This window comes from Actinospineispora spinosispora DSM 44797, from assembly GCF_000429025.1.
Taxonomy (GTDB): domain Bacteria; phylum Actinomycetota; class Actinomycetes; order Mycobacteriales; family Pseudonocardiaceae; genus Pseudonocardia; species Pseudonocardia spinosispora.
The window spans coordinates 215,961-242,736 of sequence record NZ_KE386835.1 but is presented as its reverse complement, the minus strand read 5'-3'; the positions used below and the strand labels follow the sequence as shown (position 1 = coordinate 242,736).

General features: G+C 70.3%; 26 protein-coding genes. 14 read left to right on the top strand and 12 right to left on the bottom strand.

Going from position 1 to position 26,776, the window contains the following annotated elements:
* Positions 1 to 3 precede the first annotated feature (3 nt).
* The 7 genes from G406_RS0134750 to G406_RS51795 all read right to left on the bottom strand — a co-directional run bounded on the left by G406_RS0134750 (position 4) and on the right by G406_RS51795 (position 6,220).
* Positions 4 to 738 carry a VWA domain-containing protein gene (locus G406_RS0134750; protein ID WP_211241365.1) on the bottom strand — a complete coding sequence of 245 codons (735 nt, stop codon included), beginning with the start codon at positions 736 to 738 and terminating at the stop codon, positions 4 to 6.
* Positions 739 to 960: 222 nt separating this feature from the next.
* Entirely contained in the window at positions 961 to 1,899 is a 939-nt protein-coding gene (locus G406_RS0134745; RefSeq protein ID WP_028937387.1) for an AAA family ATPase, read from the bottom strand.
* Positions 1,900 to 1,906: 7 nt separating this feature from the next.
* On the bottom strand, positions 1,907 to 2,755 hold the full coding sequence (locus G406_RS0134740; protein ID WP_028937386.1) for a mycofactocin-coupled SDR family oxidoreductase: 849 nt from the start codon (positions 2,753 to 2,755) through the stop codon (positions 1,907 to 1,909).
* Positions 2,756 to 2,875: 120 nt separating this feature from the next.
* Positions 2,876 to 3,382, bottom strand: a complete 507-nt coding sequence (locus G406_RS0134735; protein WP_028937385.1) for a LeuD/DmdB family oxidoreductase small subunit — start codon at positions 3,380 to 3,382, stop codon at positions 2,876 to 2,878.
* Positions 3,382 to 4,629 carry a 3-isopropylmalate dehydratase large subunit gene (locus tag G406_RS0134730; RefSeq protein ID WP_028937384.1) on the bottom strand — a complete coding sequence of 416 codons (1,248 nt, stop codon included), beginning with the start codon at positions 4,627 to 4,629 and terminating at the stop codon, positions 3,382 to 3,384. Before G406_RS0134730 ends, G406_RS0134735 begins: the two co-directional genes overlap by 1 nt.
* A complete protein-coding gene (locus G406_RS0134725) occupies positions 4,626 to 5,489 on the bottom strand; it encodes an isocitrate lyase/PEP mutase family protein (protein ID WP_028937383.1) in 864 nt (287 codons plus the stop codon). The genes G406_RS0134730 and G406_RS0134725 overlap by 4 nt, the downstream gene beginning before the upstream one ends.
* The gene (locus G406_RS51795; RefSeq protein WP_051343103.1) at positions 5,486 to 6,220 is read right to left on the bottom strand and encodes an IclR family transcriptional regulator; all 735 of its coding nucleotides are present in this window, start codon (positions 6,218 to 6,220) and stop codon (positions 5,486 to 5,488) included. The genes G406_RS0134725 and G406_RS51795 overlap by 4 nt, the downstream gene beginning before the upstream one ends.
* 291 nt (positions 6,221 to 6,511) lie before the next feature.
* Here G406_RS51795 and G406_RS54860 point away from each other — a divergent pair, with 291 nt between their 5' ends.
* The 4 genes from G406_RS54860 (at position 6,512) to G406_RS0134700 (ending at position 10,975) form a co-directional block, all read left to right on the top strand.
* A complete protein-coding gene (locus G406_RS54860) occupies positions 6,512 to 8,311 on the top strand; it encodes a hypothetical protein (protein ID WP_156935317.1) in 1,800 nt (599 codons plus the stop codon).
* A gap of 228 nt (positions 8,312 to 8,539) precedes the next feature.
* Positions 8,540 to 9,349 (top strand): dihydropteroate synthase, encoded by an 810-nt coding sequence (folP, locus tag G406_RS0134710; RefSeq protein WP_051343175.1) that lies wholly within the window; start codon positions 8,540 to 8,542, stop codon positions 9,347 to 9,349.
* Positions 9,349 to 10,098 carry a pyrimidine reductase family protein gene (locus G406_RS0134705; protein ID WP_156935316.1) on the top strand — a complete coding sequence of 250 codons (750 nt, stop codon included), beginning with the start codon at positions 9,349 to 9,351 and terminating at the stop codon, positions 10,096 to 10,098. The genes folP and G406_RS0134705 overlap by 1 nt, the downstream gene beginning before the upstream one ends.
* Positions 10,099 to 10,717: 619 nt before the next feature.
* On the top strand, positions 10,718 to 10,975 hold the full coding sequence (locus G406_RS0134700; protein ID WP_028937379.1) for a hypothetical protein: 258 nt from the start codon (positions 10,718 to 10,720) through the stop codon (positions 10,973 to 10,975).
* Between the two features lie 91 nt (positions 10,976 to 11,066).
* On the opposite strand, the gene G406_RS0134695 is transcribed toward G406_RS0134700, so the two are convergent.
* Together G406_RS0134695 and G406_RS0134690 are read right to left on the bottom strand one after the other, a co-directional pair.
* Complete coding sequence (locus G406_RS0134695) at positions 11,067 to 11,249, bottom strand: hypothetical protein (protein WP_028937378.1); 183 nt, start codon at positions 11,247 to 11,249, stop codon at positions 11,067 to 11,069.
* A 66-nt stretch (positions 11,250 to 11,315) separates the two neighbouring features.
* Complete coding sequence (locus G406_RS0134690; protein ID WP_028937377.1) at positions 11,316 to 12,686, bottom strand: WS/DGAT/MGAT family O-acyltransferase; 1,371 nt, start codon at positions 12,684 to 12,686, stop codon at positions 11,316 to 11,318.
* Between the two features lie 415 nt (positions 12,687 to 13,101).
* Here G406_RS0134690 and G406_RS51780 point away from each other — a divergent pair, with 415 nt between their 5' ends.
* Positions 13,102 to 14,397, top strand: coding sequence for an HNH endonuclease signature motif containing protein (locus G406_RS51780; protein WP_051343101.1), 1,296 nt, complete (start codon positions 13,102 to 13,104; stop codon positions 14,395 to 14,397).
* Between the two features lie 136 nt (positions 14,398 to 14,533).
* Here the strand turns inward: G406_RS51780 and G406_RS0134680 are convergent, their stop codons facing one another.
* Entirely contained in the window at positions 14,534 to 14,887 is a 354-nt protein-coding gene (locus tag G406_RS0134680) for an ArsR/SmtB family transcription factor (protein ID WP_028937376.1), read from the bottom strand.
* A gap of 71 nt (positions 14,888 to 14,958) precedes the next feature.
* Between G406_RS0134680 and G406_RS51775 the strand changes: the two genes are divergently transcribed.
* The 8 genes from G406_RS51775 to G406_RS0134640 all read left to right on the top strand — a co-directional run bounded on the left by G406_RS51775 (position 14,959) and on the right by G406_RS0134640 (position 24,086).
* Positions 14,959 to 16,893: a heavy metal translocating P-type ATPase gene (locus tag G406_RS51775; protein WP_084216653.1), complete on the top strand. Its 1,935-nt coding sequence runs from the start codon at positions 14,959 to 14,961 to the stop codon at positions 16,891 to 16,893.
* Positions 16,894 to 17,133: 240 nt separating this feature from the next.
* A complete protein-coding gene (locus G406_RS0134670; RefSeq protein ID WP_211241364.1) occupies positions 17,134 to 18,045 on the top strand; it encodes a TauD/TfdA family dioxygenase in 912 nt (303 codons plus the stop codon).
* The gene (locus G406_RS0134665; RefSeq protein WP_084216611.1) at positions 18,038 to 19,024 is read left to right on the top strand and encodes an ornithine cyclodeaminase; all 987 of its coding nucleotides are present in this window, start codon (positions 18,038 to 18,040) and stop codon (positions 19,022 to 19,024) included. The genes G406_RS0134670 and G406_RS0134665 overlap by 8 nt, the downstream gene beginning before the upstream one ends.
* Entirely contained in the window at positions 19,024 to 20,346 is a 1,323-nt protein-coding gene (locus G406_RS0134660; RefSeq protein ID WP_051343100.1) for an alanine racemase, read from the top strand. The genes G406_RS0134665 and G406_RS0134660 overlap by 1 nt, the downstream gene beginning before the upstream one ends.
* Before the next feature lie 14 nt (positions 20,347 to 20,360).
* Complete coding sequence (locus tag G406_RS0134655; protein ID WP_028937372.1) at positions 20,361 to 21,383, top strand: PLP-dependent cysteine synthase family protein; 1,023 nt, start codon at positions 20,361 to 20,363, stop codon at positions 21,381 to 21,383.
* 3 nt (positions 21,384 to 21,386) lie between these two features.
* Positions 21,387 to 22,742 carry an MATE family efflux transporter gene (locus tag G406_RS0134650; protein ID WP_028937371.1) on the top strand — a complete coding sequence of 452 codons (1,356 nt, stop codon included), beginning with the start codon at positions 21,387 to 21,389 and terminating at the stop codon, positions 22,740 to 22,742.
* Positions 22,743 to 22,797: 55 nt separating this feature from the next.
* On the top strand, positions 22,798 to 23,445 hold the full coding sequence (locus tag G406_RS51770; RefSeq protein WP_064743129.1) for a TetR/AcrR family transcriptional regulator: 648 nt from the start codon (positions 22,798 to 22,800) through the stop codon (positions 23,443 to 23,445).
* Positions 23,442 to 24,086, top strand: coding sequence for a GOLPH3/VPS74 family protein (locus tag G406_RS0134640; protein WP_028937370.1), 645 nt, complete (start codon positions 23,442 to 23,444; stop codon positions 24,084 to 24,086). The genes G406_RS51770 and G406_RS0134640 overlap by 4 nt, the downstream gene beginning before the upstream one ends.
* Positions 24,087 to 24,176: 90 nt before the next feature.
* Here G406_RS0134640 and G406_RS0134635 read toward each other — a convergent pair whose 3' ends face one another.
* A complete protein-coding gene (locus G406_RS0134635; RefSeq protein ID WP_028937369.1) occupies positions 24,177 to 25,001 on the bottom strand; it encodes an SDR family oxidoreductase in 825 nt (274 codons plus the stop codon).
* 55 nt (positions 25,002 to 25,056) lie between these two features.
* On the bottom strand, positions 25,057 to 25,707 hold the full coding sequence (locus G406_RS51765; RefSeq protein WP_037080174.1) for a TetR/AcrR family transcriptional regulator: 651 nt from the start codon (positions 25,705 to 25,707) through the stop codon (positions 25,057 to 25,059).
* Between the two features lie 94 nt (positions 25,708 to 25,801).
* On the opposite strand from G406_RS51765, the gene G406_RS0134625 reads away from it, so the two are divergent.
* Complete coding sequence (locus G406_RS0134625; RefSeq protein WP_028937368.1) at positions 25,802 to 26,761, top strand: oxygenase MpaB family protein; 960 nt, start codon at positions 25,802 to 25,804, stop codon at positions 26,759 to 26,761.
* Positions 26,762 to 26,776: the final 15 nt, after the last annotated feature.

The window sequence follows — 26,776 nt, the reverse complement described above, 5'->3', positions numbered from 1 at the left end:
CGGTCAGAGCATGGTGTTGAGCGCGGGGGCCACCTGGCGGTGGTTGCTGATCGGGGCCAGCCTGCCCCGGCCCGCTCGGGCCAGTTGCGCGGCCAGGTCGGCGTCGTGTTCACCGTCCGTTTCGAGCAGCACGTGCAGCTCGGGGAACCGGGCCGCCACCGGTCGTGGGTCGGGTCCCGCGTTGTGCACCGAGTCGGACAGCAGGATCGCGCCGCGCCGCCGTGCCCTGGCCAGACCGAGCTGCGCCAGCCCGGTGGACAGCGCGAAGTGCACGTTCGTCAGTCCCTTCGCCGGGATGCTGAGCAGGTCGTCGAGCAACCCGACTCCGGTGGGGGCGGGCCCCATCGGCCGCACGATCGCCGCGTCCTTCCAGAACGCGACGACCGCCAGCTCGGCGGCGCCGCCACTCGCCAGCTCCCCGGCCACCGCGCCGACCGTGGCCGCCGCGATCTTGGTCTTCTCGCCGCGCATCGACCCGGACACGTCGATGATCAGGACGATCGCGCGCGGCACCTGCACCCGCTCACGCACCACGATGTCGGTGTCCTCGGGCAGCGGCCGCTCGGTGAGCACCTCCAGCGTGCGGTCCAGGTCGATGTCGTCGGAGTTGTACCGGTACGGCACGCTCGCCAGCCGCCCGCTGCCACCGCTGGTCGTCGCGCGGTCGCGGCCCCGGTGGGTGGCGCTCAGCCGGGATGCGATGCGCCTGGCCAGCGCACGCACGTCCGCGCCGAGCACACCGTCCTCCCGTACGTCGGCCAGCGTGCGCCGCTCACCCGCTTCGGTCGTCGCGACCCAGCCCTGCGCGGGCGGAGCCGTGCCCTCGCCGGTGCCCCGGTCGGGCCCCGAGCTCTCCGCGACGACACCGCCCTTGCCGGGGCGGAACGTCAGCGGCGTGGTGTCCAGCTGCTTCGGTTTACGACGCAGCGGGGTGCGCGGCGCGCGGCCGGTGTCGGTCAGTCAAGTCGGCTCCGGCACCCGGACCGCGTTCGTCCCGGGCGCCGCGCGCGCCGGCTCCAGCACGAAGTGCGACTCCCACAGCTCCCGGATGATCTGCTCGGGACCGACCTCGGCGATCTCGTCGACGATGATCCGCCCGGACAGCGCCAGCAGCGCCGCGTCCAGCACGATTCCCCGGTAGCCGTCGGTGCTGGTGACGTCGGTCGTGTGCTGCCGGATCTCGGTCAACGGGCCCGCCACGGACACCAGGTCGATCGCGCCGCGCACGCTCGACCCGTGCCGCACGTCGGGGCGCGAGCGGGTGGCCCTGGTGAGCGCGACCGCGTCGGCTACCAGTGCCTCGTGCAGGCATCCGGTGCGCAGCCGCACGATCTCCCGGTCCTCCTCCGCCGACTGGTAGCCGACGGCGAGCCGGCACATTCGGTCGTAGACGCTCGTGCTGATGCGCGTGGTGCCGATGTTGTCGAACGGGTTCATCGATGCGACCAGCCGGAAGCTCGCGGCCGCCGAGATGCGTCCCACCCGGGGCACGTTGACCTCGCGTTCGGCCATCGCGGTCAGCAGCGTGTTGAGCGTGTCCTCCGGTGCGCGGTTGAACTCCTCGACGTACAGGAACCCGCCCTCGCGCATGGCCGCGACCAGCGGTCCGGGCACGAAGTTGTCCGCGTGATAGTCCTCGCGCAGCACCCGCGCCGGGTTGTGGTGCCCGACGAGCTTGGCCGGGGTCAGCTCCGCGTTGCCCTCGACGAAGTGCAGCGGGATGCCCCAGCTCGCGGTGATCGCGCGCAGGATCGTGGACTTGGACGTGCCGGGCGGGCCCTCCAGCAGGAGGTCCCGCCCGGCCACGACGGCGGCCAGGATCAGGTCGAGCTCGTGGTCGCGCCCGACGACGGTCCTGGCGAGCTCGGCCCGCCTGGCCGCGAGGTTCAGATCCGACATCCGGCGATCAGACGTTCGGGTACTTGTAGGGCATGGTGCCGCCCGCCTCGATCGGCAGCTGCACACCTGTGACATAACGCCCCTCGTCGGAGGCGAGGAACAGCACCGCGTTGCTGATGTCGACCGACTCGACCCACGGGATGGGCAGCGCGTTCATCGCCTTCATCAGCTCTCGCGCCTGCTCCTTCGACGGGTTCTGCACCTGCGGGACGAACAGCGACCGCACCGCCGGGTTGTCGATCATCGGGGTGTCGACGGTCGTCGGGTGCACCGTGTTGACCCGGATGCGGTGCTGCGCGAGCTCGACGGCGAGGACCTTCATCAGGCCGACGACACCGTGCTTGGCGGCGGTGTAGTGCGCGAGGTTGCCGAACGCGACCAGACCGGCGGTCGAGCTGGTGAGCACGATCGACCCGCCGGTGCCCTGCTCGATCATCTGGGGGATGACGGCCTTGGTCGTCTTCCAGACGCCGGTGAGGTTGACGTCGAGCATCTCCTGCCAGACCTCGTCGGTGATCTCCCAGGACGGGGCGAAGCTCGCGATGCCCGCGTTGGCGCACACGATGTCGATGTGGCCGAACTCCGCGACCGCCTCGTCGACGACCGCTTTCAGCGCCGCCGAGTCACGGACGTCTGCCTGGCGGGCGATGATACGCCGGTCCAGGTCCTCGACCATCCGGGTCGTCGTGGCCAGGTCGTCGCTCGTGGCGCCCGGGTAGGGCACCGTGTCGAGGTCGGAGCAGATGTCGATCGCGACGATCTCCGCGCCCTCCTCGGCCAGCCGTAGTGCGTGTGAGCGTCCCTGCCCGCGTGCCGCTCCGGTGATCAGGGCGACTTTGCCCTCGACCCGTCCCATGCGTGCTCCCTCGTGTCGACTACACCGTGCCGGATTGATGATCCCGGTCACATGACACTAAAGATTCGTGTCGCGGCGACGATGTCGCAATTCGAGGTTGTGCGCGACGCACAAGAACGATCAGGCTTCGGCGGGGAGGTAGCCCTCGCGGGCGAGCTTGGGTAGCAGGCCGCCCGCGTCGAGGATGTCCACCACGAACTCGGGGAGCGGCTCGACCGTCACCCGGGTGCCCGACGCACGGTTCTCGCACCAGCCCTCGGTGAGGTGCAGCCGGGCGGTGTCGCCGTCGGCGAACAGCTCGGTCGCATCGGGGACGGTCAGCGCGGGTAGGCCGTAGTTGATGCAGTTGCGCAGGAACAGCGAGTTGAACTCCTCCGCGATCAGCGCCCGCACCCCGAGCTGGCGGAACAGCGCGGCGACCGGACGCGACGAGCCCAGCCCGAAGTTGCGGCCCGCGACCACCATGTCGCCCGGTTCGACCTCGTCGGTCCATCCGGGGCGCAGCTCGTAGAACACGTGCCTCGCCGCCTCCTCGAGGGGCAGCTTCATGGCGAAACCGGGGTACATCGCATCGGTCGTCACCGAGTCGCCGACGACCCACACCCGGCCTTCCAGCTGCTCGTCCATCAGCGCTGCTCCGTTCGCGGGTCGACGATGTGACCGGCCAGCGCGGACGCCGCGACGGTGGCCGGGGAGGCCATGTAGATGTCGGCGTCCGGGCTGCCCATGCGGCCCCGGAAGTTGCGGGTGCTCGCGGTCAGGCACACCTCGCCCGCGCCGACCACTCCCAGGTGGTAGCCGAAGCACGCGCCGCACGTCGAGTTGGTGATGACCGCGCCCGCGTCCGCGAGGGTCTCCAGGTAGCCGGCGCGCAGCGCGTCGCGGTACACCTGCTGCGACGCCGGGGTGATCAGCAGCCGGACGCCCGGCGCGACCTGCCGGCCGCGCACCATGTCGGCGGCGATCCGCAGGTCCTCCAGCTGTCCGTTCGCGCAGGAGCCGATGAAGCACTGGTCGACCGCGCGGTGCTCCAGCTCGCCGACCGGGACCGAGTTGTTGCTGACCGTGCCCGGCCGGGCGACGTAGGGTTCCAGCGCGGACAGGTCGATCTCGCGCACGTCCGCGTAGGAGGCGTCCGGGTCGGCGTCGGCCGGGGTGTACGGCCGGTCGGTGTGCTCGTCGAGCCAGGCACGCAGGACGTCGTCGACCCCGAACGTGGAGAAGTCGGCGGACACCTCGGCGCCCTGGGTGGCGATCGTGCGCCGGTCGTTCATCGGCACCGACGCCAGGCCGGGGCCACCGAACTCCAGGTTGTGGTTGGTCGCGTCCCCGTAGCGTCCGGCGAGGTGCAGGAAGATGTCCTTGCCGCTCACCACGTCGGGTTTCTCGCCGACCAGCTCGTAGCGGATCGTCGGTGCCACGGTGAACCACGTCTTGCCGGTGCACAGGATCGAGAACACCTCGGCGGGCCCGAGGCCGCGTGCCGCGGTGTTGTAGGCGCCGCCCGCACACGTGTGCGAGTCGGTGCACGCCAGGATCTCGCCGGGGCGGGCGAGTCCGTTCTCGGCGATGACCTGGTGGCAGATGCCGTGCCGGCCCACGTCGTAGAACCGGCTGATGCCGAAGTCGCCGGCGAACCGCCGTGCCCTCGGTCCGCCCTCGGCGTCCTGGACGGTCGGCGCCGGCACCGCGTGGTCCATGACGACCGCGACCTTGTCCGGGTCGTGGATCCGCAGCGGCTGGACCCAGGCGGTGGCGAACTGAAGATCGATCATGACGGTCATGTCGACGTCACACACGACGGTCTGGCCGACACGCACCTCGTCGAGCCCGGCCGACCGCGCCAGGATCTTCTCGATCATGGTCATGCTCATGTCCGTGCTCCGAGGTGGCGCTCGCCGATCTCGGCCCATTCACGCAGTCCGACCAGTTCGAAGAACTCCCGGGGACCGCTCGGCCGCAGCGGCGCGGGATCGATGCCGCGCATCCCGGCCAGCGTGTCGATCATCGCGCCGGTCGCCGGGCCCAGCGTCGCGAACGGGTGGATCGCGACCCGGTAGCCCAGCTCGGCGAGCCGTTCGGCGGGCAGGTTCGGCGTGAGCCCGCCGGTGACCAGGTTGACCAGCAGCGGAGCGGACACCTCGCGGGCGATCCGGACCAGCTCGTCCTCGCTCCTCGGCGCCTCGACGAAGATCAGGTCGGCGCCGGCCTCGGCGTACCGGTTGGCCCGTTCGATCGCGGCGTCCAGGCCGAGCGGTCCCCGCGCGTCGGTCCGCGCGATGATCACCAGATCCGGGTCGACGCGCGCGTCCAGGGCCGCGCCCAGCACGGCGAGGAAGTCCTCGACGCTGACCAGCTCCTTGTCCGGCAGGTGACCGCAGCGCTTGGGGAACGCCTGGTCCTCCAGGTGCAGCCCGGCCACCCCGGCTCGCTCGTACTCACGCACCGTGCGCACGACGTTGAGCGGCGCCCCGTAGCCGGTGTCCGCGTCGGCGATGAGCGGGACGTCGCCCAGCACGCCGGCGACCATGCGGACGCGCTCGACCATCTCGGTCTGGCTGACCAGCCCGATGTCCGGCAGCCCGAACGCGGCCGCGGCCACCCCGGCCCCGGTCAGGTAGGCGGCCGCGAAGCCGGTACGGGCGACCAGCGAGGCGGACACCCCGTCGAACACTCCGGGCGCGGTGATCAGTTCCTCTCCGGCGAGCAGCTCGCGGAATCGTCGTCGGGTCATGTCGGGCCTCCGGCCAGTTGGGTACAGGTGGCGAGCAACGGTTCGGCGAATGTGCGCAGGTGGTGTTCGGTGCAGCGGGTGGCCGGGCCGGAGACGGCGACCGAGAGCTGTCTGTTGGGCACCGGGGCGGCGATGCCGTGCACGCCGGGGTGGTTGTCGCCGAAGGACAGCGTGTAGCCGGCTTCGCGCAGGGCGGCCAGCTCGGTCCGCAGCGACTCGGGGTCCTCGGCGGTTCTGGTGATCGGCTCCGCCTCGGCCCGGTCCAGAGCGGCGAGGATCGCTCGGCCGCTGCAGCCGCGGCCGAGCCAGGTCGACTCGCCGACGGTCGCCGCGCGCCGGAGCTGTTCGCTGCTCTCCACGCCAAGGACCAGCACCGCGCGGTCGCCGCTGCGCACATGCAGGGTCACCGTCTCACCGGTGACCGCGGCCAGTACCTGGAGCGCGGGGCGGGCCGCCGCGTACACGTCCACGTCGGACAGGACCGACGCGGCGAGCCCGACCAGCCGGGGGCCCGCGCGGTACCCGCCCGAGCCGGCCCGGTCGAGGTACCGCTCGTCCTGCAGGACCCTGGCCAGCCGGTAACAGGTGCTCTTCGACAGCTCCACGGCCCCGGCGAGGTCGGCCAGTGCGAGCGGGGCGTCCGCCGCGACGACCGCCTCGACGACCCGCAGCGCGCGGCGCGCGGTCTCGGCGCCCTCGGTCCTCGCGGGTGCCTTCTCAGCGACAGCCATCTGGTTTCACAATATGAAGTGCTGATCTCATAGTGAGAAACTCTAGAAAGGGAATGCGTTGTTCGTCAAGCGGAGGGTGCGACTGCTCCGACCGGCCGAGGCTGGGTGCGACCGAACCGCCGAGCACTTCCATGATCACGACGAGCGGTAGGTTCAGTGGTCACTCACCGTCGGTGAACGGCAACTAGCCCGGATGGGCGGTCGCGTTGAGCGGTTGAATGGCTATTGGCTTACCCGGCTACGGTCAGTAGAACTAGCGGTCTCTGTTCACCCTTGGGAGGGACCACGATCGTGTCAGACATCGCAGCGCAGCGCGGTGCTCCAGCTGTTCCCGCCGTGATCACCGTGGCCGAGCTTCTCGGCAGGCGTCCCCGCTCGACGCATTCCCCGGGGCAACGCACCGCGGTCTCGGTGAGCACCCTGCTCCGGCGAGAAGGCCACGCGCCGCGCATCGTGGACGGCCATGTACGAGGGAAGCTGGACCTCGATTTCCGCGTGTTGTCCAGTACTCCTCGCCGAAGACTCGTCAGCACGGCCGGCGCACTGGTGGCGGCGGGTTCGCTCGCCGCGACCAGCATCCTGTTCGGTCCGGACGCCTCCGGCCCGGACGGAACGAGTGCGATCGCGGGCGGCAGACCCGGGTTCGGCCTCGGGGAGTACGGCCTGCGACATCCCGGCGGTCCGCTGGGCGGGCCGACCGCGCTCGGTGAGAACCCCAGCGTGGCGCTGCCGTACACCCCGACGGCGTTCGGTGCGCCCTCCGCGCCGGAGTCCGGCGCGATTCCCCCGGCACTGGCCGCGGTCGGTCACGGCGGCGCCACACCGCCAGGGACCTCGTTGCCACCCGGCGGCCCGCCGATCGTGACACCGCCCGGCGGCGGAACCACCCCACCCGCTGGCGGTACCCCGGGTGGTGGCACCCCAGGTGGGGGCACCCCGGGCGGCGGCACGCCGGGTGGTGGCACTCCCGGCGGCGGGACCCCTGGCGGCGGGAACCCCGGAGGCGGCTCCACCCCGGCGGGCGGAGTGGTCGGCGGCGCCGCCGACGGGCTGGTCGGTGGCGCGGGCGGTGCCGTCGGCGGGCTGGTCTCCGGTGTGGGTGGAAGCCTGGGCGCGCTCGGGCAGCCGGTCGAGGCACTGGGGGGTGTCGTCACCGACACGACCAAGGTGCTCGGCAAGACGCTGGACACCACCGTCGGCGCGGTCGGCGGCGTCGCTCAGACGACCGTGCACACGGTGAGCGGCGTGGTCGACGGCGTCGGCGGCGCCCTCGGTGACACGGTCTCCGGTGTCGGACGCGCGGTGCCGTTGCCGGTCGTCGGGCCGGTGGTCGAAGGACTCGGCGCCACGGTCTCGAAGACCACCGAAGGCCTCGCGGGAACGGTGGACGGCCTGGTCGGCGGCCTCGCGGGCGGGCTGCTCGGCGGGGCGAAGAAGACCGCGGCGGCGGCAACCGAGACCGCCCGGTCCTCGGTCGAGTCGGCCACCGGTTCGTCCGGGTCGTCGACGGCGGGCAGCACGAAGAGCGCCGGTTCGTCCGCGACGGTCCTCACCGCCGCGAGCGCACCGGCGGCCGACACCCAGGAGACAGCCACGAGCGAGTCGGCCACCAAGAGTGCGTCGACCAGCGAGAACAAGACGGGCCAGAACCAGACGGGCCAGAACAAGACGGGCCAGAACGAGACGGGCCAGAACAAGACGGGCCAGAACGAGACGGGTGACAACAGGACGGGCGCCGTCACGAGTGACTCCACCTCGCGTGCCTCGGGTGAGCGGAGCTCGGACAGTGCTCGTTCGTCGAGGACCGGCTCCGACAGCGGCGGGTCCGGCTCCGCGAAGTCCGGCTCCACCAAGTCTGAGCGGACCAGCGGCGACAGGTCCGAGAGGTCCAGCGGCAGGTCCGGCGGCGACCGGTCCGACCGGGGCGGTTCGGACAGCGGCCGCTCGGAGCGCTCCAGCTCGTCGAGCAGGTCCTCGAGCTCGTCGGACCACGGTTCCTCGAAGTCCGGCGGCTCGTCCTCGCACTCCGGATCCCATTCCGGCGGCGGATCGGGCGGCCACTCCGGCTCGGGCGGTGGTGGCAAGCACTGACCGGAAGCGCACGGCCAGCACCCTCGGCGGTCCCCCGACGCCGGGGGTGCTGTGTGTGAGCCTCGGTTCGGCGCCGCGCCCTCGACCGGTTCGCTCTCTACTATCGAATTGCGGGACCAGGGCGGACGATGAGGCTAGGGAAGGTAGGGCGCGGTGCCAGTAGCAGGCTCGGGAGGACAGGACCTGGTGATCCGAGGTCGCCGGCTGGTTCGGGATCGGGCGCTGATCATGGCGATCGTGAACCGGACGCCGGACTCGTTCTACGACCGGGGCTCGACGTTCGCTGACGAGCCCGCGAAGGCAGCGATCAGCAAGGCGGTCGCCGAGGGCGCCGACATGATCGACATCGGAGGCGTGGCCGCGAGCCCCGGCGACGACGTGACGGTCGAGGAGGAGATCCGGCGGGTCGTACCGACCGTCGAGTGGATTCGGGAGAACCATCCGGACGTCGTGATCAGCATCGACACCTGGCGGCACGAGGTCGGTGCCGCGGCGTGCGCCGCCGGGGCCGGGCTGCTCAACGACGCGTGGAACGCGGCGGACCCGGAGCTGATCGACGTGGCGGCCGAGTTCGGCGCCGGCTATGTGTGCGTCCACACCGGCGGCCGTGAGCCGAGGTCGGAGCCGGTGCGCCCGGAGTACGTCGATGTGGCGAAGACCGTGCTCGAGGAGACCCTGCGCCTGGCCGACCTCGCCGAGTCCAAGGGGGTGCCGCGCGATGCCATCCTGATCGACGCGACCGGGTTCGGCAAGAACACCCTCGATCATCTGGAGCTGCTGCGCCACATCCCGGAGTTCGTCGAGACGGGCTGGCCGGTGCTGATGGCGCTGTCGAACAAGACGTTCGTGGGGGAGACCCTCGGGGTGGGCCTGGAGGACCGGCTGGCCGGGACACTGGCCGCGACCACCGTCGCCGCGCACGCGGGCGCGCAGGTCTTCCGGGTCCACGAGGTCGAACCGACCCGGCACACGCTGGAGATGGTCGCCAGCATCGCGGGCACCCGCCCGCCGGCACGGGCGCAGGAGTGGATTTCCTGATGCGTCGAATCTGGCCGCCCGAGGAGGTCACCGACCTCGACGAGCAGGCACTGGAGACGCTGTACCGCTATCCGTCGCCGAACTGGCTGGTCGTGAACTTCGTGGCCAGCGTCGACGGCGCGGTGTCGGTGAACGGCAGGGCGGGCAGCCTGTCGGACGAGCCGGACCGGCGAGTGCTGAAGCTGGGCAGCGACCTCGCCGACGTGCTGCTGGTCGGCGCCACGACCGCGATGGTCGAGGAGTTCCGCGGCTACCACCCGGACGACGAGACGCGGGCGCGCCGCAATGCGCACGGGCTCGCGCCGGTGCCGCCGACCGCGGTCGTCACCACCGGGCGCAGCCTGCCCTCGGACGCACCGGTCATCACCGAGGCCGAGGTGCCGAGCTTCGTGATCACCCCGTCCTCGACGCCCGAGAAGCAGCGTGCGGCGTGGGCCGAGGCCGGTGCGACGGTCCTGACGTGTGGCACGGACACGGTGGACCTCGCCGAGGCCGTGCGCGAGCTGGCCGGCAGGGGCCTGGGACGGATCGACTCGGAGGGCGGGCCGCACCTGTTCGGCGCGCTGCTGGCCCAGGGGCTCGTCGATGAACTGAGAGTGACCGCCTCGCCGGTGCTGGTCTCCGGGGCGGCCGGGCGCATCGTGGCCGGGGTGGAGATCGAACCGGCCTCGCTGGAGCTGGCATCGGTGGTCGCCGAGAACGACACCCTGCTGATGCGCTACCTCGTCCGGCATCTAGGAGCGCACTGAACAACTCGGGCCTACCGCGCGGCGCCCAGGCGGCGTCCTCGCCGCGTTGCGAGGCAGGGCCGATACAACAGCGGTATCGGCCCTGCCTCGCGCCTTGCGATGACGTCACCTGGCCGCCGCGCGCTACGGCCGGAGTTGTTCAGCACACTCCCAGCGCGAGTCGGGCGTCGCCGCGGATGGATCGCGGCGACGCCCGAGAGTTCGCATCATCGGGCTGCCAAGCGTGCACATAGCGCCGTGCTGGGTGGACTCGGCGGCAGGGACCGGTTGTCGGCCGCTGGCGCAGTCCCACGGCGTACTGCCTAGTCGCGGCGTGCTCCGCGCGGGGTGCCCGTGCCCGAACTCGGGGAGCTCCGGCTGGGAGAGCGAGCCTTCTCTTCTGACTCGACCTTGGCCTTCCGGTGTTCCCGTGCTTCCAGTTCTACTCCTGCCCGGCCGCCGCGACAAGACCGTTCGTCTACCAGTGCAAACTCACCCGGCGAGTCGCGCACTTTCGGCTTAAACGGCACGTCCGGGTGATTCCGCTGAGTAACCGATGTGCTCGGTGGGGTGCGTGTGGTGACATCAGTTGCCACAAGAACCACACCGTTTCCCGGTGTTAGTGAGAAGGGCTGTACTCATGTCACTCCCCGTGCGCGCACTCTCGGTTGCCGCCGCTGCCGCGGCCGTCGCGGCTCTGGCCGTCACCGGCCTCGCGCTGCCCACCTCGTCCGCCACGGTGCTGCCGACGGCGAACACCACGGTGCTCGCGGGTGGTTGCCACTGCCACGACAACGACCGTGATTGGGACGGCGACCACAACCGCCGTGACCACAACCGCTACGACCACAACGACAGTGGCGATGTCGGCCTGATCGTCCTGCACGACATCCTCTGACCCCGGGAAACTCCTCCAGCGACAAGGCCGCCCCGCCCGGAGCACTCCGGGCGGGGCGGTGTCGTGTCTTGGGCGGTCGTGCCCGAGTGGCTCAGTCGGACGTGTACGAGTAGCCGCCGGGCAGATCCACCGACTTCTTCTTCGTGCGGCTGTTCCAGCTGACGCCGAACAGCTTCACCGTCCAGGACACCGTCTTGCCGTTCCCCGAGCGCGAGACGTTGCGCCAGATCGGCAGCGGTCCGAGCTTCGTGCGACCCCGGTATTTGAGACCCACAGGTCCTCCCCACATCGTGTCGTGAGGTCGGGTACCCGGGATTCGCCGAGCGTAATCCGCGTCGGGTCAGGCTCGCTCGAGCTCGGTGAGGGCGTCGGCGAGATGGTCCGCGAGAGACTTCAGGTTCGGGACCGCGCGAGGACATCCGGTCAGACCGAACGACAACCGGCCCGCGTAGGAGACGAGCGTGATGTTGAGTGCCTGCCCGTCGGTCACCACGGAGACGGGGTAGGCGTCGGTCAGCTCGGCGCCGTTCAGGTAGAGCGTCGTCGAGAGCGCCGGGATGTTCGAGATGACCAGGTTGAACGGCGGCCGGGGCGGCAACGGAACGCCGGGTAGTGCGTTCAGCGCGGCGCCGCTCAGGACCGTTGCGCTGACCGCGGCCGCGCTCACCGGATCCAGGCGGGACAGGAACCTCTTGGTCCGCCGCATCGAGTCGCTGATGTCGTGCAGGCGTCTCGGGCCCGAGCTGTGGTCGGTCCGGAGGTTGCACAGCGCGGCCGCCCAGGAGTTACCTTCGCGGGCCTTGTCCCTCGGGTCGGTCGAGGTGAGCGACACCGGGACCATCGCGATCAGCGGGGCGGCGGGCAGGGCGTCCTGCGCGAGCAGATAGGACCGCAGCGCGCCGCCGCACAGGGCGAGCGCGACATCGTTGAGCGTCGTGTCGGTCCGCTTGGCGATCGCGCGGAGCCTCGCCACCGGCCACGAACGACCGGTGGCCGTGCGTGCCGTGCCGACCCGTTCGTTCAAGATCGTGTGCGGAGCGCTGTACGGCAGGGGTGCACCCGCGCCCCGGACCGAGTCGACCGCGTTCTCGGCGAGCGCACCGGCGGTCCCGGCGATCTGGCCCGCGACGGTCACACTCTCGCGCAGCGTCGAGAGAATGCCCGGCCGGTCCGCGCGGGCCCGGCGGGTGCCTGACTGGGTGGGACGCATCCACGGGGCGGTCCCGGTACGTGCCGTCGGGTCGGGGGAGAGCCCACCCAGGACGTGCCGGCCCATGTTGACGCCGTCGAACGACGCGTGATGCATCTTCGTGCAGAGCGCGAACCGGCCACCCTTCAGACCCTCGACCAGGTGCGCCTGCCACAGCGGCCGGTCGCGCGGCAGCGGCGACGAGTGGAAGTCCGCAACGTGCTCCCACAGCTGCTCGACGTCACCGCCGTCCAACTCGACGCGACTGACGTGCTTCGTGAGGTCGATGTCGTCGTCGATGGCCCACGCGTACTGGCCGCCGGTGCCTGGCGAGCGATAGGGGCGGCGGCGGAACGCCTGTTTGAGGGTCGTCTGGTCGGTCATCGACCGGTGGAGGTCGTCGATCAGGTTCCTCGGTGGTTCCTTCGGCGGTTGGAAGACCTGGAGGGCTACTACGTGTGCGGGGCTTCGGGGTGTCTCGGCCCATAGGTAGAGCGAGTCGGCGATGGGGACTAGGCCCATGACGTGGCTCCCAGATCGTGGGGTTCCGGCGTCTCCATACCATAATCTCGGTTATGTTTTGGAGGGCGATTTTGTGGCGCGGTTCATTTCCCGCTGGCTTCGTGTGGGGTGCATCCTCGCTGGCTTCGTTTGGGGGTCATCCCCGCTGGCCGTTGAGTGTCTTAGCGCGGCCGGGCGCTATCAATCCCGCTTCGCGCCTCGACGGTCGTCTCGTGGTGCAGTCGCAGCGGGGTCGAGGTTTCAGGATTGACAGCGCCCGGCCGCGCTAAGTGCGGGCCAGGATCGCGGGGATGGGGGTGGTGTGCGCGGATGCTGGGGGTTGCGGGGGTGCTGGGGATTGCGGGGGGCTTGTTTCTTTTCGTACAAGGTCTGTTTTCTTGTGTGAATTGTCGGTGTTATCTGGGATAATGGTGGTATGTCCGAAGTCTTGGTGCGTGAGTTGCGTGCGGAAGCTGTCTCGGTGATGGCTCGGCTTCGTGATGCGGAAAAGGTTTTGTCTGATCAGGTGTTGATTGAGTCGATTCAGTTTCATGATCGGTTGCAGCGGCAGTCGAGGCAGGATGTGTTGCGGTCTATTTCTCGCCTGGATTCTGAGGGTGGGTTCGTCGAGCGTGGGGTGCGGGCGAAGTCGGCGGTGGCGGATTTGTTGGGGGTGAGGCCGTCGGAGGCGCATCGGTTGGTGCGGTTGGCGCGTCACGCGTTCCCGACCGTCACCTTGACCGGTGAGCCTGTCGCCGCTCGCCTGTCCGCGACCGCGGCGGCGTTGGACTCGCATGTCATCGACCAAGCACACGGCCTTGTGATCGACATCGCGTTGAGGTCCAGTGCCGCGCGTCGTCTCGATCCTGGTATCTGGGGTGGCGCTGAAACCATCCTCGTGGAGTGGGCGCAGGCCTACACGCCGGCGCAGCTTGCGGTGGAGGCGCGGCGGCTGGTCAACGGTCTCGATCATGACGGCGCCCGGCCCGGTGATGATGATTCGGGGGTGGATGGGCTGGTCAACGACCTGTCGTTCACTCGTCACAAGCACGGTGGTGGTTTTTTCAAGGGTCGGTTGGATGCGTTGTCGTTCGAGGTGTTCCGCCGGGCGCTCGAAGCCCGGTTGCTGCCGGAGAAGGACGAGAACAAGTCACTGGCCGAACGTCAGGGTGATGCTCTGGCTCAGCTGTGCGTGTATGTCTTGGATGAGGGGTGTCTGCCGAGGCGTGGTGGGGAACGCCCGCACGTGACGATCATCCTCACCGAGAAGGAGCTACGCGCGCAGCATCGTGGTGTGGTTCTGGAGTACGGCGGGCAGCTGTCCGCCGCGCAGACCCGCATGCTGTTGTGTGACGCGAAGATTCTGCCGGTGGTGCTCGGCGGCCAGAGCCAGATCCTGGATGTGGGTCGGGAGAAACGAACCGCGACCCCGGCCCAGCGCAGAGCGGTCGCCGCCCGCGACCGCGGTTGCGCACACCCAGGGTGCGACGAGCCGCCGTATCGCTGCGAAATCCATCATGTGACGCCCTGGGCGCAGGGCGGTAGGTCTGATATGGACAGTTTGGTCATGTTCTGCTGGTCTCATCACCGGATGGTTCACGAATCCGGATGGACCGTTCAGATGATCGATGGATATCCGTCCATCATTCCGCCGAAATGGCTCGACCCGACACAGACACCGCGCCGAAAACCGCCACCGGTCATTGCTCTGGAGATCATTTCCCGCACGTAGTGGCTCGGTGTGTCGCATGCATGACGACGTGCTCATCGCGGGTCGAAACAGGGTGGGGTGGACCCGATGGTGGACCTCGTACCGCCGCCGCACGTTCTGTCGCGCCCGGGCAACAGCCCGGGGATCGGTAGTGGTCCTAGGGCTGGTTGACCCGATCACGGTCACGCAGATGCTCACTGTGGTAGATCGCCTGGTCCAGGAGCATTGCGACGTGATCGTCGTGCAGTCCATAGACGATGCGCTGGCCGGCGCGCTCGCCGGTGACCAGGCCGAGGTTGCGCAGGAGCCGCAGCTGGTGGGACACGGCGGACTGCTGCATGCCGACGGCGTCCGCCAGCTCGGTGACCGAACACGACGAATGGCGCAGGCGGGACAGGATCAGTAGCCGGCTGGGGGTGGCCAGCGCCTGCAGGGTCGCGGCCACACTCGCCGCGGTCTCGGTATCCAGCATCGCGGGCGGCGTGTCACCGTCCGGTGCTCCATGACCCATTCGAATATCTTAGCAGTCGTGCAGATATGAATAGATGTTCATAAGTTCGGCTATCATGTGCTGTTGTGGTGATGCGTGCGTGGGACCGGTGGCTCCCCGAGGTGCGGTGGGCGACAGCGGCGACGGTGTGCTTCGGGCTCGGACTGGTCGTCCATCTGACGGGCGGGCCGGAATGGCCGCTCATGCTGGCCTGCTACCTGGCCGGCGGGTGGGAACCCGCCTGGTCGGGGATGCGTGCGTTGTGGAACAGATCCCTCGACGTCGACCTGCTGATGGTGGTCGCCGCGGTCGGGGCCGCCGCCATCGGGCAGGTACTCGACGGCGGGCTGCTGATCGTCATCTTCGCCGTGTCCGGCGCCGTGGAGGCCGTTGCCACGCATCGCACGGCCGCGTCGGTGCGTGGCCTGCTCGACCTGGCGCCCGAGCGCGCCACCCTGCTCACCGATGCCGGGGAACACGTCGTGGACGCCGGGTCCCTCGATGTCGGGGACCGGATCCTGGTGCGCCCCGGAGAGCGGATCGGAGCCGACGGTGCGGTGGTCGACGGCGCGAGTGACGTCGACCAGTCGACCGTGACCGGTGAGGGGCTGCCCGTCGCCAAGGGACCGGGCGACGAGGTCTTCGCCGGGACCACCAACACGACCGGTGCGCTGCGGGTCCGGGTCAGCAGGCCGGCGCACGAGAGCGTCGTCGCCAGGATCGCGGCGATGGTCGCGCGGGCGGCGGAGAGCAAGGCCGGCACGCAGCTGTTCATTGAGAAGATCGAGCAGCGCTACTCGGTCGGGATGGTCGCCGCGACCCTCGCGGTGTTCGTCGTGCCGCTGCTGTTCGGCGCTGACCTGGACGCCGCACTGCTCAGGGCGATGACCTTCATGATCGTCGCGTCGCCGTGCGCGGTGGTGCTCGCCACGATGCCGCCACTGCTGGCCGCGATGGCCAACGCGGGACGCCACGGTGTGCTCGTCAAGTCCGCCGTGGTGATGGAGCAGCTAGGGCGGACCACACGCGTGGCGTTCGACAAGACCGGAACCCTGACCCTGGGGGCGCCGGCGGTGGCGCAGGTGCGTGTCCTGCCGGACGCGGGCCTGGGCGCGGCGGAGCTTCTCCTGTTCGCCTCGGCCGCGGAACATCCCTCGGAACATCCGCTGGGTCGGGCCGTGGTCGAGGCCGCGCTCGGCATGGGTGTGTCGCCGCGTCCGGTCGAGCGGTTCAGCTCGGTCCCCGGCCGTGGGGTGAGCGCCTGGCTGGACGGTCGGTTCATCGAGGTCGGGCGCCCGACGCGGCTCGAGGACGACCGGGTGACCGAGGTCGTGGTGGAACTGGAGGCCGCCGGTCACACGGTGGTCGTGGTCCGCCTCGACGGTCGGCCGGTGGGAGCTCTCGGCCTTGCCGATCGTGTCCGGCCCGGTGGCGCCGAGGTGGTCGGTGCGCTCGGCGCCCACCGGCCGGTGCTCGTGACCGGCGACAACGTGCGCGCCGCACACGCCGTGGCCGCCGAGGTCGGGATCACCGATGTTCGAGCGGGACTGTTGCCGGAGGACAAGGTCGCCGTCGTGCGGGACCTGCGGGCGCGGGGCGAGCGGGTGCTGGTCGTCGGCGACGGCGTCAACGATGCTCCCGCGCTGGCCGAGGCCCAGGTGGGAGTTGCGATGGGGCGGGCGGGTTCCGACCTCGCGCTGGACGCGGCGGACGTGGTGATCGTCCGTGACGAGCTCGCCGCGGTGCCGGCGCTGATCGAGCTGTCGCGCCGGGCCCGTCGGCTGGTGATCGCGAACCTGCTGATCGCGGCGGTGTTCATCGCGGGGCTGGCGCTGTGGGACCTGCTCGGCACCCTGCCGCTGCCGCTCGGTGTGCTCGGGCACGAGGGATCCACGGTCATCGTCGGGCTCAACGGTCTGCGGCTGCTGTCCGGGCGCGCCTGGCCCCGCATTCCCCGGCGGCGTGACCCGGTCCGCGATGCAGAAATCGCAATGAGTCAGAATAAATGTATGCGCAGTTCCCCATGAATTGAGTGAGTCCGATCACTCGAAGAGTAGGTTGCCTACTCAAGGGGCAGCTGTTACGTTCGCATTACGGCGATCAACGTTAATCGTCGGCCAATTCCCGTACCTGTCGTTCCCGCCGCCAATGTCGCCCGGTATGACCGATACGACCAAAGGCTCTCGAACGTGATGATTCATGGTGACAGGCATGTCCGAAATATCTCCCACGACGATGCCGCGCAGGTGAGAACGCTGGTGGGTAAAGTGACCGCCGAATATTCGGAAGTCACGAACCCGTTGTTCGTCGAGCACGCATCGGCGCTGGCCGGAAAGCTGCCCACGGCCGTTCTGCATGCGTGCCGGCCACCCGATCCGACGCTGGGGCTCGTCGTGCTCCGAGGTCTTCCGGTCGACGAGGGTGAGCTGGGGCCGACCCCCGCGTCCTGGTCGGCCGCCGATCACTGGTGTGCCGCTGAGCAGGATATTCTGCTGTTCTTGCTGGCCACGGTCATGGGCAGGGTGTTCGGCTGGGCGGGGCAGCAGGACGGCAGGCTGGTGCACGACATCGTTCCCGCCAGAGGGTCGGAGCGGGAGCAGACCGGCGCGAGCAGCTCGGTGCTGCTGACCCCGCACACCGAGGACGCATTTCACCCGCGCCGCGCGAACTATCTGATGCTCGGCTGTCTGCGTAATCCGGACCGGGTCGGCACGACCGCGGCCAGTGTTCGACAGACTGAGCTGAACAATGCCGACATTGCCATACTTTCCCGCGCCGATTTACCGATTCTGCCCGACTCCTCCTATGGTGAGGACCATTCCGGCGCCGGAGTGCCACCGCCCGTGGCGACGGTATGGCGCAAGAATGACGGACTGGGCCTGCGGTACGACCCGGCATATACGCCGCTCGCGCGAGCGAGCCCGGAATACGGTGCCGCCTACCGGAGGCTCGGCGCCGAGCTGGAGCGCGTGTCGCACACGATCGTGCTGAATCCGGGCGAATTCCTGGTGCTGGACAACGACGCGGTCGTACACGGGCGGGTGCCGTTCACCGCCCGCTACGACGGAACGGACCGCTGGATCAAGCGGGTCAACATCCGAGCCGCCCGGCCCGAACGACCGGACGCCGAGGCACGCGAACACGGTTACGGCCAAGAGGTGGTGGATCCCTATGCCTGACACCCCGGGACTGCGGGTGCTGAGCAGGAGCGACATCGCGGGCGTGGAGATCACCCCCGCCGAGGTGCTCGACGTAGTGCGCGGCGCCTATACGGCGCTGGCCGACGGACGCTCCGACAACCCGCGCAAGCTCACCGTCAAGCCCGCCGACGGGCACTCGGTCGCCTACGCAATGCTGGCCAGGGACGGCGTGCGGGACGTCGTGGCGATCAAGACGTCCTACAAGTACGACCCGTCGCACGACCGTGACGCGCAGCGCTACTACACGTCGCTGACCCTCTACGACGACACCACAGGCCTGCCGATCGCGCTGATGGACTGCGGACGTGTGGGGTCACTGCGCACCCCGGCGGTGTCGGCGTTGCTCGCGGCCGAGTGCGCGCCGCCGGACAGCTCCACGGCGCTGGTCATCGGCACCGGCACCCAGGGGCGCGAAGCGTTGCCGTTCCTGCTGGAGACACTGCCGAAACTGGACCGGCTGCTGTTGTCCGGCACCCATCCGGACGGGATCGCCTCGGTGCGGTCCACCCTGCACCGTCACCACCCGGACCGGGACATCGAGATCGTCGAGGACCTGCGCTCCGCCGCGGGCGAGGCGGACGTGGTCCTGGCTGTCGCCGGCGCGGGCAGCCCGGCCTCGGTGGAGGCGGACTGGCTCACGCCGACCGCGCTGTCCGTCCTGGTCGGGCACGGTATCGCGCCCTCGACGCTGCACCGGGCGGACCGCGTCGTCGCGACCAGTGCGGCGCAGATGGCCGTGACCGGTACCGACATGGCCGACGAGCAGGGCCGGTTGCCTCCGGTCGACGCGGAGCTGCCGGAGATCCTCGCCGGGCGGGCGTCCGGTCGTGAGCCGGGCGACGGGCGGGTCTTCGCCTACAACAGCGGCCTGGTGGTCACCGACATCGCGCTCGGGCACCGGCTCGCGCAGCTGGCGATCGCCAGGGGGCTCGGTCACGAGGTGCCGCTGTGGCAGTGATGGACACCGCGTTTGCACTCCCGACGTTGCCGGCGAGACAGGCCGGCTGGGTCCGGGACGTGCTCGCGGACCCTGAGCTGCTGGCCGATCTCGCCCACGGGGTCGGTGGGCCGTACCACCTGCTGTACCCGCCGGAGTTCGAGGCGAACGTCGACCGGTTCCGCTCGGTGCTCGACGCGGCGGGGGTCCCGGGCCGGGTGTTCTACGCGAAGAAGGCGAACAAGGCGGAGGCTTGGGCGCGGTCGAGCGCCGAGCTGGGGATCGGCGTGGACGTGGCCAGCGCGCAGGAGATCCGCGCCGCGCTCGGACAGGGGGTGCGGGGCGCCGACCTGGTGGTGACCGGGCCCGCGAAGCCGGCGGAGACCCTGCGCCTGGCCGCCCGGCAGAACTGCCTGCTCGCGGTCGACTCGCTCGACGAGCTGGACCGGGTCCGCGCGCTGCCGGAGGTTCCTCGGGTCCTGCTGCGCTGTCTGCCGTCCGCGTCGGACAGCCGGTTCGGACTTACCGAGGATGAGCTGGACACCGCGCTGCTCCGCTGCCGGGACTCGTCGGTCCGGCTGGTGGGGTTCAGCTTCCACCTGTCCGGCTACGAACCGACGCCGCGCGCCGACCTCGCCGCGGTGCTGGTCCGGCACTGCCAGCGGGCCCGGGAGGTGGGCCTGCCCGCCGACCTGGTGAGCATCGGTGGCGGCTTCGCCGTCGACTACGTCACCGAGGCGGACTGGCGGCGTTTCCGTGCCGACGACCGGCCGGAGCGCTACCACGCGGGCAGGACGTTCGACGGCTTCTACCCGTACCACTCGCCGGTTGCCGGCGCGGACATGCTCGCCGCCGTCCTCGACACGGTCCCGGCGGGGGAGCAACGGACCCTGGCGTCGTTGCTGCGTGCCGCGAACGTGACGCTGGCGCTCGAACCGGGGCGCGCGTTGCTGGACCAGGCCGGGGTCACGGTGTTCACCATTCAGGGCGTGAAGGACCGTGGCCACGGCATCCTGACCGTCGACGGGACGAGCCTGAGCCTGTCCGAACAGTGGTTCGCCAGCGAGTTCCTGCCCGATCCGATCGCCTCGCCGTCGCGCGCCGGGCGCGCGTACCCGGCCTGCGTCGGCGGCGCGAGCTGTCTGGAGTCGGACATGCTGACCTGGCGCAAGGTCGTGTTCCCCGGTCGTCCCCAGGTCGGTGACCAGCTGATGTACCTCAACACCGCCGGATACCAGATGGACTCGAACGAGTCGGAGTTCCACGAGCTCCCGCTACCACCGAAGATCGTGCTGGACCGCGACGGTCCGCGCTTGCGGTGGCGCCTCGACTCCCCAGCCTGAAGAAGGACCTCACCATGCGCGTCGTCACCCGGGTCTCGGACCTCATCGGCAACACCCCGCTGTTCGAGCTGGCCAGAACGGCCACCGGCACGCGGCTGCTGCTCAAGCTCGAACAGTTCAACCCGACCGGAGCCGCGAAGATCCGGATGGCCCGGCAGATGGTGCTCGACGCCGAGGAGACCGGGCAGCTGCGTCCCGGTGGCACCATCATCGAGTCGACCTCCGGCAACACCGGGCTCGGTCTCGCGGTCATCGCCGCCGAGCGCGGCTACCGGTTCACCGCGGTCGTCGACAACCACGCATGCCGCGACAAGCTCGCCGCGATGCGCGCGATGGGTGCCCAGCTCGTCTTCGTCGCCGACGAGGGTGACGACCAGCTCGCCACGTCGGCACGGGAGGACCTCGCGGCCCGGATGGCGAAGGAGACCGAGAACGCCTTCTTCACCGAGCAGCACAACAACCCGAGCAACGCCGTCGGTTACCACGCGGTCGCGCACGAGCTGACCGAGGCGCTCGGCGGGGACATCGACTACCTGGTGTGCCCGGTCGGCACCGGCGGCTCGCTGTTCGGCACCGCGCGTGAGCTGCGCCGTCAGGGCTCAGGCGTGCGGGTGATCGGCGTGGAGCCGGTCGGGTCGATCGCGTTCGGCGGCCCCGGCGGTCCCTACTACCAGTCCGGCACCGGCACCCCGCCGGGCGCGGAGATCGGCACCGCCGTCGACTACGACCTGCTCGACGAAGGCATCAAGGTCTCCGACGTCGACGCGTTCGCCACCGCCCGCGCGGTCGCCGCGTACAGCGGGCTGATGATCGGCGGCTCGGCCGGCGGAGCGGTGTTCGCGGCGCTGGAGCGGCTGGCGTCCCTTCCCGAGGGTGCCACGGTGGTCACGCTGGTGTGCGACGGCGGTGAGAAGTACCTCGACACGGTGTTCGACGACCGCTGGATGCGGGCCCGCGGCCTGCTGTCGCCCGAGGCCGAAGCTGGTGTGACCCGGCTGCTCGCCGCCCACGACCCGACCGCCGACGGGAGCCGCTGAACCGTGACCACCTCGCCGACGCGCCTCCGAGACGGCAGGCAGCTGGCTGCGCTCGCGCTGCCGATCGCGTTGACCCAGCTCGCGCAGGTCGCACTGACCACGACCGACACCCTCATGATGGGGCTGATCAGCACCGAGGCCCTCGCGGCCGGTGGTCTCGCCGTGGTCCTGTTCAACCAGCTCAGGACGATGGGCGTGGGGCTGGTCACCGCGGTCGGCAACCAGGTGGCCGCCGCCGGTGACGGTGCGGACCGCACGGTACGGGACATCGTCCGGGCCAGTTTCGCCATCGCCACGGTCGCCGGGCTGCTCGGCGCGCTGGTCCTGGTCACGCTCGGTCAGGTGCTGGGGCTGCTCGGCCAGGACCCGGCGGTCCTGGAGCTGGCGCGCCCGATGCTGCTGGCGCTGGCGCCCGGCCTCGTGCCGTGCCTGTGGTTCCAGGTGATCCGGCAGTTCACCGTCGGGATGCGCAGGCCCAAGGCGCTGGTGTGGATCACCGTGGGGTCGATCGCGGTGAACGCCGGGCTGAACTGGGTGCTGATCACAGGTGTGTGGGGGCTGCCCAGGCTCGGGCTGCCCGGCATCGGCGCGGCGACCTCCACCGTGTACCTGCTGTCGTTCCTGGTGTTCTACCTGGTGGTGTGCCGGGACCCGGTGCTCGCGCCGCTGCTGTCGGTGCGTGGCTGGCGGGCCGATCGGGCCGTCGTCGGGAAGCTCGTGCGTCTCGGCGTGCCGATCTCCGCGACCTACGGTTCCGAGGCAGGGTTCTTCTCGGTCGTCGCGTTGCTGATGGGCTCGTTCGGGCCGGCGGCGCTCGCCGCGCACACCGTGGTCAACCAGCTGGTGTACATCACGTTCCAGGTCACGGTCGGTCTGTCGCACGGCTCGTCGATCCTGATCAGCCGTGAGGTCGCGCGGCGCAACATCGAGGCGGCGGCCCGGATCGCGCGCACCGCGCTGGCGCACGGCGCCGTGGTGATGGCGGTGATCGCGGTGCTGTACCTCGCGGCGCCGTGGCTGGTGCTGCGGCCGTTCTTCGACGTGCGGGTGCCCGCCGAGGCGGCGGGGTACGCGGTGGCGAGCAGCCTGCTGGTGGTGGCGGCGGGTCTGCAGTTCGCCGACTGCGCGCAGAACATCGGCGTCGGGCTGCTGCGCGGGCTGGACGACACGAAGTCCGGGTTCCGCATCTCGCTGGTCGGCTACTGGGCGGTGGGTCTGCCCGCCGCGTGGCTCATCGGCTGGCTCGCCGGCCTCGGCCCGACCGGCGCCTGGCTGGGCCTGGCCGCGGGTCTGGCGACCACGGCCGTGCTGCTGTTGCGCAGGTTCGGTCGCACGCTGCGGACCGCAAGCAACTCGTGAGTGAGTTGGGCTGCCATGGCAGCCCAACTCACTCACGGCTAAGCTTTGTACCACCATGCTAGAAAATGAACCAGGCCGCCAAAAAGCGCGGTCGTTCATCGACATCACCCGGCGGGCGCAGCTGGTGGGCTGTGCGATCGAGGTGATCGCCGAGCTGGGGGAGACGCGCGCCTCGCTGGTGAAGATCGCCGAGCGTGCCGGGGTGAGCCGAGGGGTGATCTCCTACCACTTCGACGACCGCGACGAGCTGATCCGGCTGGTGGTCGCCGAGGTGTACGAGCGTGGGCGCGCGGTCGTCCAGCCACGCATCGAGGCGCAGTCCACCGCCGCCGGTCAAATCCGCGAGTTCATCGTGGGCAGCGTCGAGTTCTACGGCCGCTACCCGCGCTACATCGCCGCGCTCACCGCGATCAGGGTGAGTGCGGCACAGCAACGCACCGCGAACCCGACGCGCGGCGCCGTCACCGACGAGCTGGACGCGGTCGCGCGCATCCTGCGGCGTGGCCAGGACGACGGCGAGTTCCGCGACTTCGACGCTGCCGTCATGGCGACCACGATCCGCAAGGCGCTCGACGGTGCCGTCGAGCACGTCCTCGCGGGTGGTGCCGGTGAACCGTACGCGGCCGAGCTCACCGAGCTGTTCCGGCTCGCACTGTGCAGAAACCCCCGAAATCCACACTCCGAGGAGACGTTGTTGTCATGACTGAACTGACCCTGGCCGAAGAGGTCATGCTCATTGCCCTCGACGACGAGACCGGCGCGGGCAGGTCGCGTCCGGGCCTCGATCTGGGAGTCGCGGGCGCGGTGCTGATGGAGCTGACCGCACTCGGGCGCCTGGAGCTGGGTGCGGGGAGCACACTGGAGCTCAAGGACACCTCGGACACCGGTGTCGCCCACCTCGACGCCGAGCTGGGCAAGATCGCGGCCGAGGGCGGCATGAAGGTCGCGCAGGCCTTGCGGAAGCTGCGCAGGTCGGCGACCGAAGGCGCGGCGGAGTCGTTGGTCGAGCGAGGTGTGCTGCGCGAGGAGAAGGCCCGGGTACTGGGGGTCGTGCCGCGGCGCCGCTACCCCGAGGTGGACGCCGCGCCCGAGGCGGAGATCCGGGCGCGGCTGAACGCGGCCGTCCTGGACGGCGCGGAACCGGACGAGCGCACCGCGGTGCTGGTCTCGGTCCTGGACGCGGCCCGGCTGCGGCGCCAGGCGTTCCCCGGCGCCGACCGGGCCCCGGTCAAGAAACGAATGGAAGAGCTGGCCGAGGGGCAGTGGGTGGGCACGGCGGTACGCAAGGAGGTGGTCCGGCAGATCGCGATCATCGCCGCCGCAACCTCCGGCGGCGCGCACTGACCGCACGGATCCAGCTCGCACAGACCGAGTACACGCCGCACAGAGGCCGGGGCCTCTGTGCGGCGTGGGGAACCTCTGTGCGAACCGCGGCTAGCCCTGGGCGAGCTCCGCGACGTCCTGCCACTTCTCCCAGGTCGACAGGCGCTGCTCGTAGTCGGCCTTGGCGATGCCCAGCGGGGCGGTGCCGAAGAAGCAGCGCAGCGGTGGCTCGTCGGCGTCGACGATCCGCAGCACCGCCGCCGAGGACGCGTTCGGGTCGCCGGGAGTGCCGACGCGCTGGCGGCGCTGCTCCTGCACCTCGTTGTGGTACTCGGCGTAGGCCGGGTGCTGCTCCGAGCGGCTGGCCGACGAACCGGCCCAGTCGGTGGCGAACCCGCCCGGCTCGATCAGCGTGACCTTGATGCCGAACTGGGCGACCTCCTGGGCGAGCGACTGGCTGATGCCCTCCAGGGCCCACTTCGACGCGTGGTAGATGCCGACCAGCGGGAACGCGCTGATCCCGCCGATCGAGGAGACCTGCAGGATGTGGCCGCTGCCCTGCTCGCGCAGGAACGGCAACGCGGCCTGGGTGACCCACAGCGCGCCGAACAGGTTGGTCTCCAGCTGGGCCCGCGCCTCGGCCTCGGTGAGCTCCTCGACCAGGCCGAAGTGCCCGTATCCGGCGTTGTTGACCACGATGTCGAGCCGGCCGAAGTGCTCGTGTGCCTGCTTCACGGCCGCGAAGTCGGCGTCCCGGTCGGTCACGTCGAGCTGTAGCGGGAGCAGTCGCTCGCCGTACTTGGCGGCAAGATCGTCCAACGTGGTGGTGTCGCGCGCGGTGGCGGCGACCGAGTCGCCCCGTTCCAGCGCCGCGATCGCCCACTCCCTGCCGAAACCGCGCGACGCCCCGGTGATGAACCAGATCTTCTGTGTCATGCCTTCGACGTTACGACCGTGACGGGTCGTGTGCCTGTCTCCGCCGGGTGACGTCTCAGCGAAGGCGAGCCGCGCACCCTCGCAGGGCGGCGGTGAAGCGCCCCGGTTCGAACCGGTCGGGGTCGGTCACCGTCAGGCGCGCGGCCATCTCGAACAGGCTCACCACGGTGTGGGCGAGCAGCTCGCAGTCGAGGTCGGCCCTGGCGCCGACGAACCCCCGCAGGAGCATCTCCAGCCGGCTGAGTACCGATGACCTGGCCTCCTCCCGCGCCGCGTCGAACTCGGCTGGCATGTCCGGCATCGGGACGACGATGCACCGCCAACGGTCCGGTGACCTCCGGACCTGCTCCAGGAACCCGGTGAGCAGCCGGGTGAGCAGCTCGACGGGATCCGAGCCGATCGCCGAGGCGGTGGGCATGAGCGACCGCAGCTGTTCGAGGGCCTCCCGCTGTTCGCGCCGCAGCAGCTCGGACAGCAGCTCGGTCCGGCTGGTGAACTGCCCGTACACGACGGGTTTGGTGACGCCGACCTGCTCGGCGACCGCGTCCATCGTCACCGCCTGGTGCCCGAGCGTGACCACCAGATGCAGCGCGGCGTCCAGCAGCTGGGTACGACGCTGCGCCGAGGGCACCCGCGCGGCGTAGGCGCGACGTTTGCGCTCGGGCCGGGTCCCGGTGGTGGGCCCGGTGGTGGTGGGTACGGCCATGGGCACTCCTCGGATCGTCTCGACAAAGCTACTATATCGTAGTAAATTACTACTCCAGCGTAGTAATGACGCGCGACACCAAGGGAGCGAGATCATGGCAGCGAACGCTGTGAAGGCCGGACGGGCGCCCCGCGAGTGGACCGACTACGGGTTCTTCGGGCCCGGCTCGCCGACCTGGAAGGTGTGGACGGCGCCGACCGCCCTGCTCGGTTTCCAGCGTTCGGTGGTCCTGGAGCACTTCGACCCGTTCCTCGCGGCCGCCGTGGCCGACTCGGCCGGTATCTACACCGACCCCCGGGGACGGCTGGACCGCACGCTCGCCTACTTCCTGACCGTGGCCGTCGCCGACTCCCGCACCGCGATCGAGGCGTCCGAGATCCTGATGCGGGTGCACGCGAAGGTCACCGGGATCGAGCCGCTCAGCGGCAAGCGCTACAACGCGAACAACCCCGAGTCGCAGCTGTGGATCCACGTCACCGGCTGGCACTCGGTGCTCAAGTGCTACGAGATGTTCGGTCCCGGGCCGCTGTCTCCGGGGGAGGAGCAGCGCTACTGGGACGAGTGCGTCGTGGCCGCCGAGCTGCAGACCTGCAAGCCGGCGGACGTTCCCCGCTCGCGTGAGCAGGTGCGTGAGTACTACGCGGCGGTGCGTCCCCGGCTGCTCAGCTCGGAGCGCGCCGAGAAGGCCATGCACTACCTGCTGCGCACTCCGCGTAAGGACAGCAACTGGACCATCTGGGCCGGTAGCCGCGTGATGGCGCGCGCGACCATCGCGACGCTGCCGAAGTGGATGCGGACCCTGGGGCACTTCGACCAGCCCGCCGTGGTCTCCCGAGGACTCGTCGGGCCCGGTCGGATCGCGTCCCGCGTCGTGGGCGGACGCGCCGGCAGGCTCGCCGCACTGCGCCTCTACGCGCCCAGCACCGGCCGGTTGATGGCGCAACACCTGGACCGGGGCATTCCCGCGCTTCCCGAGACGGTCACCCCCGCCCGGGCCCGCGACCTGTACGGCGCGGCCGCCCGCCAACAGGCGGAGACCCTGATCCGCACCTGAGCCCGGGTCCGGTGG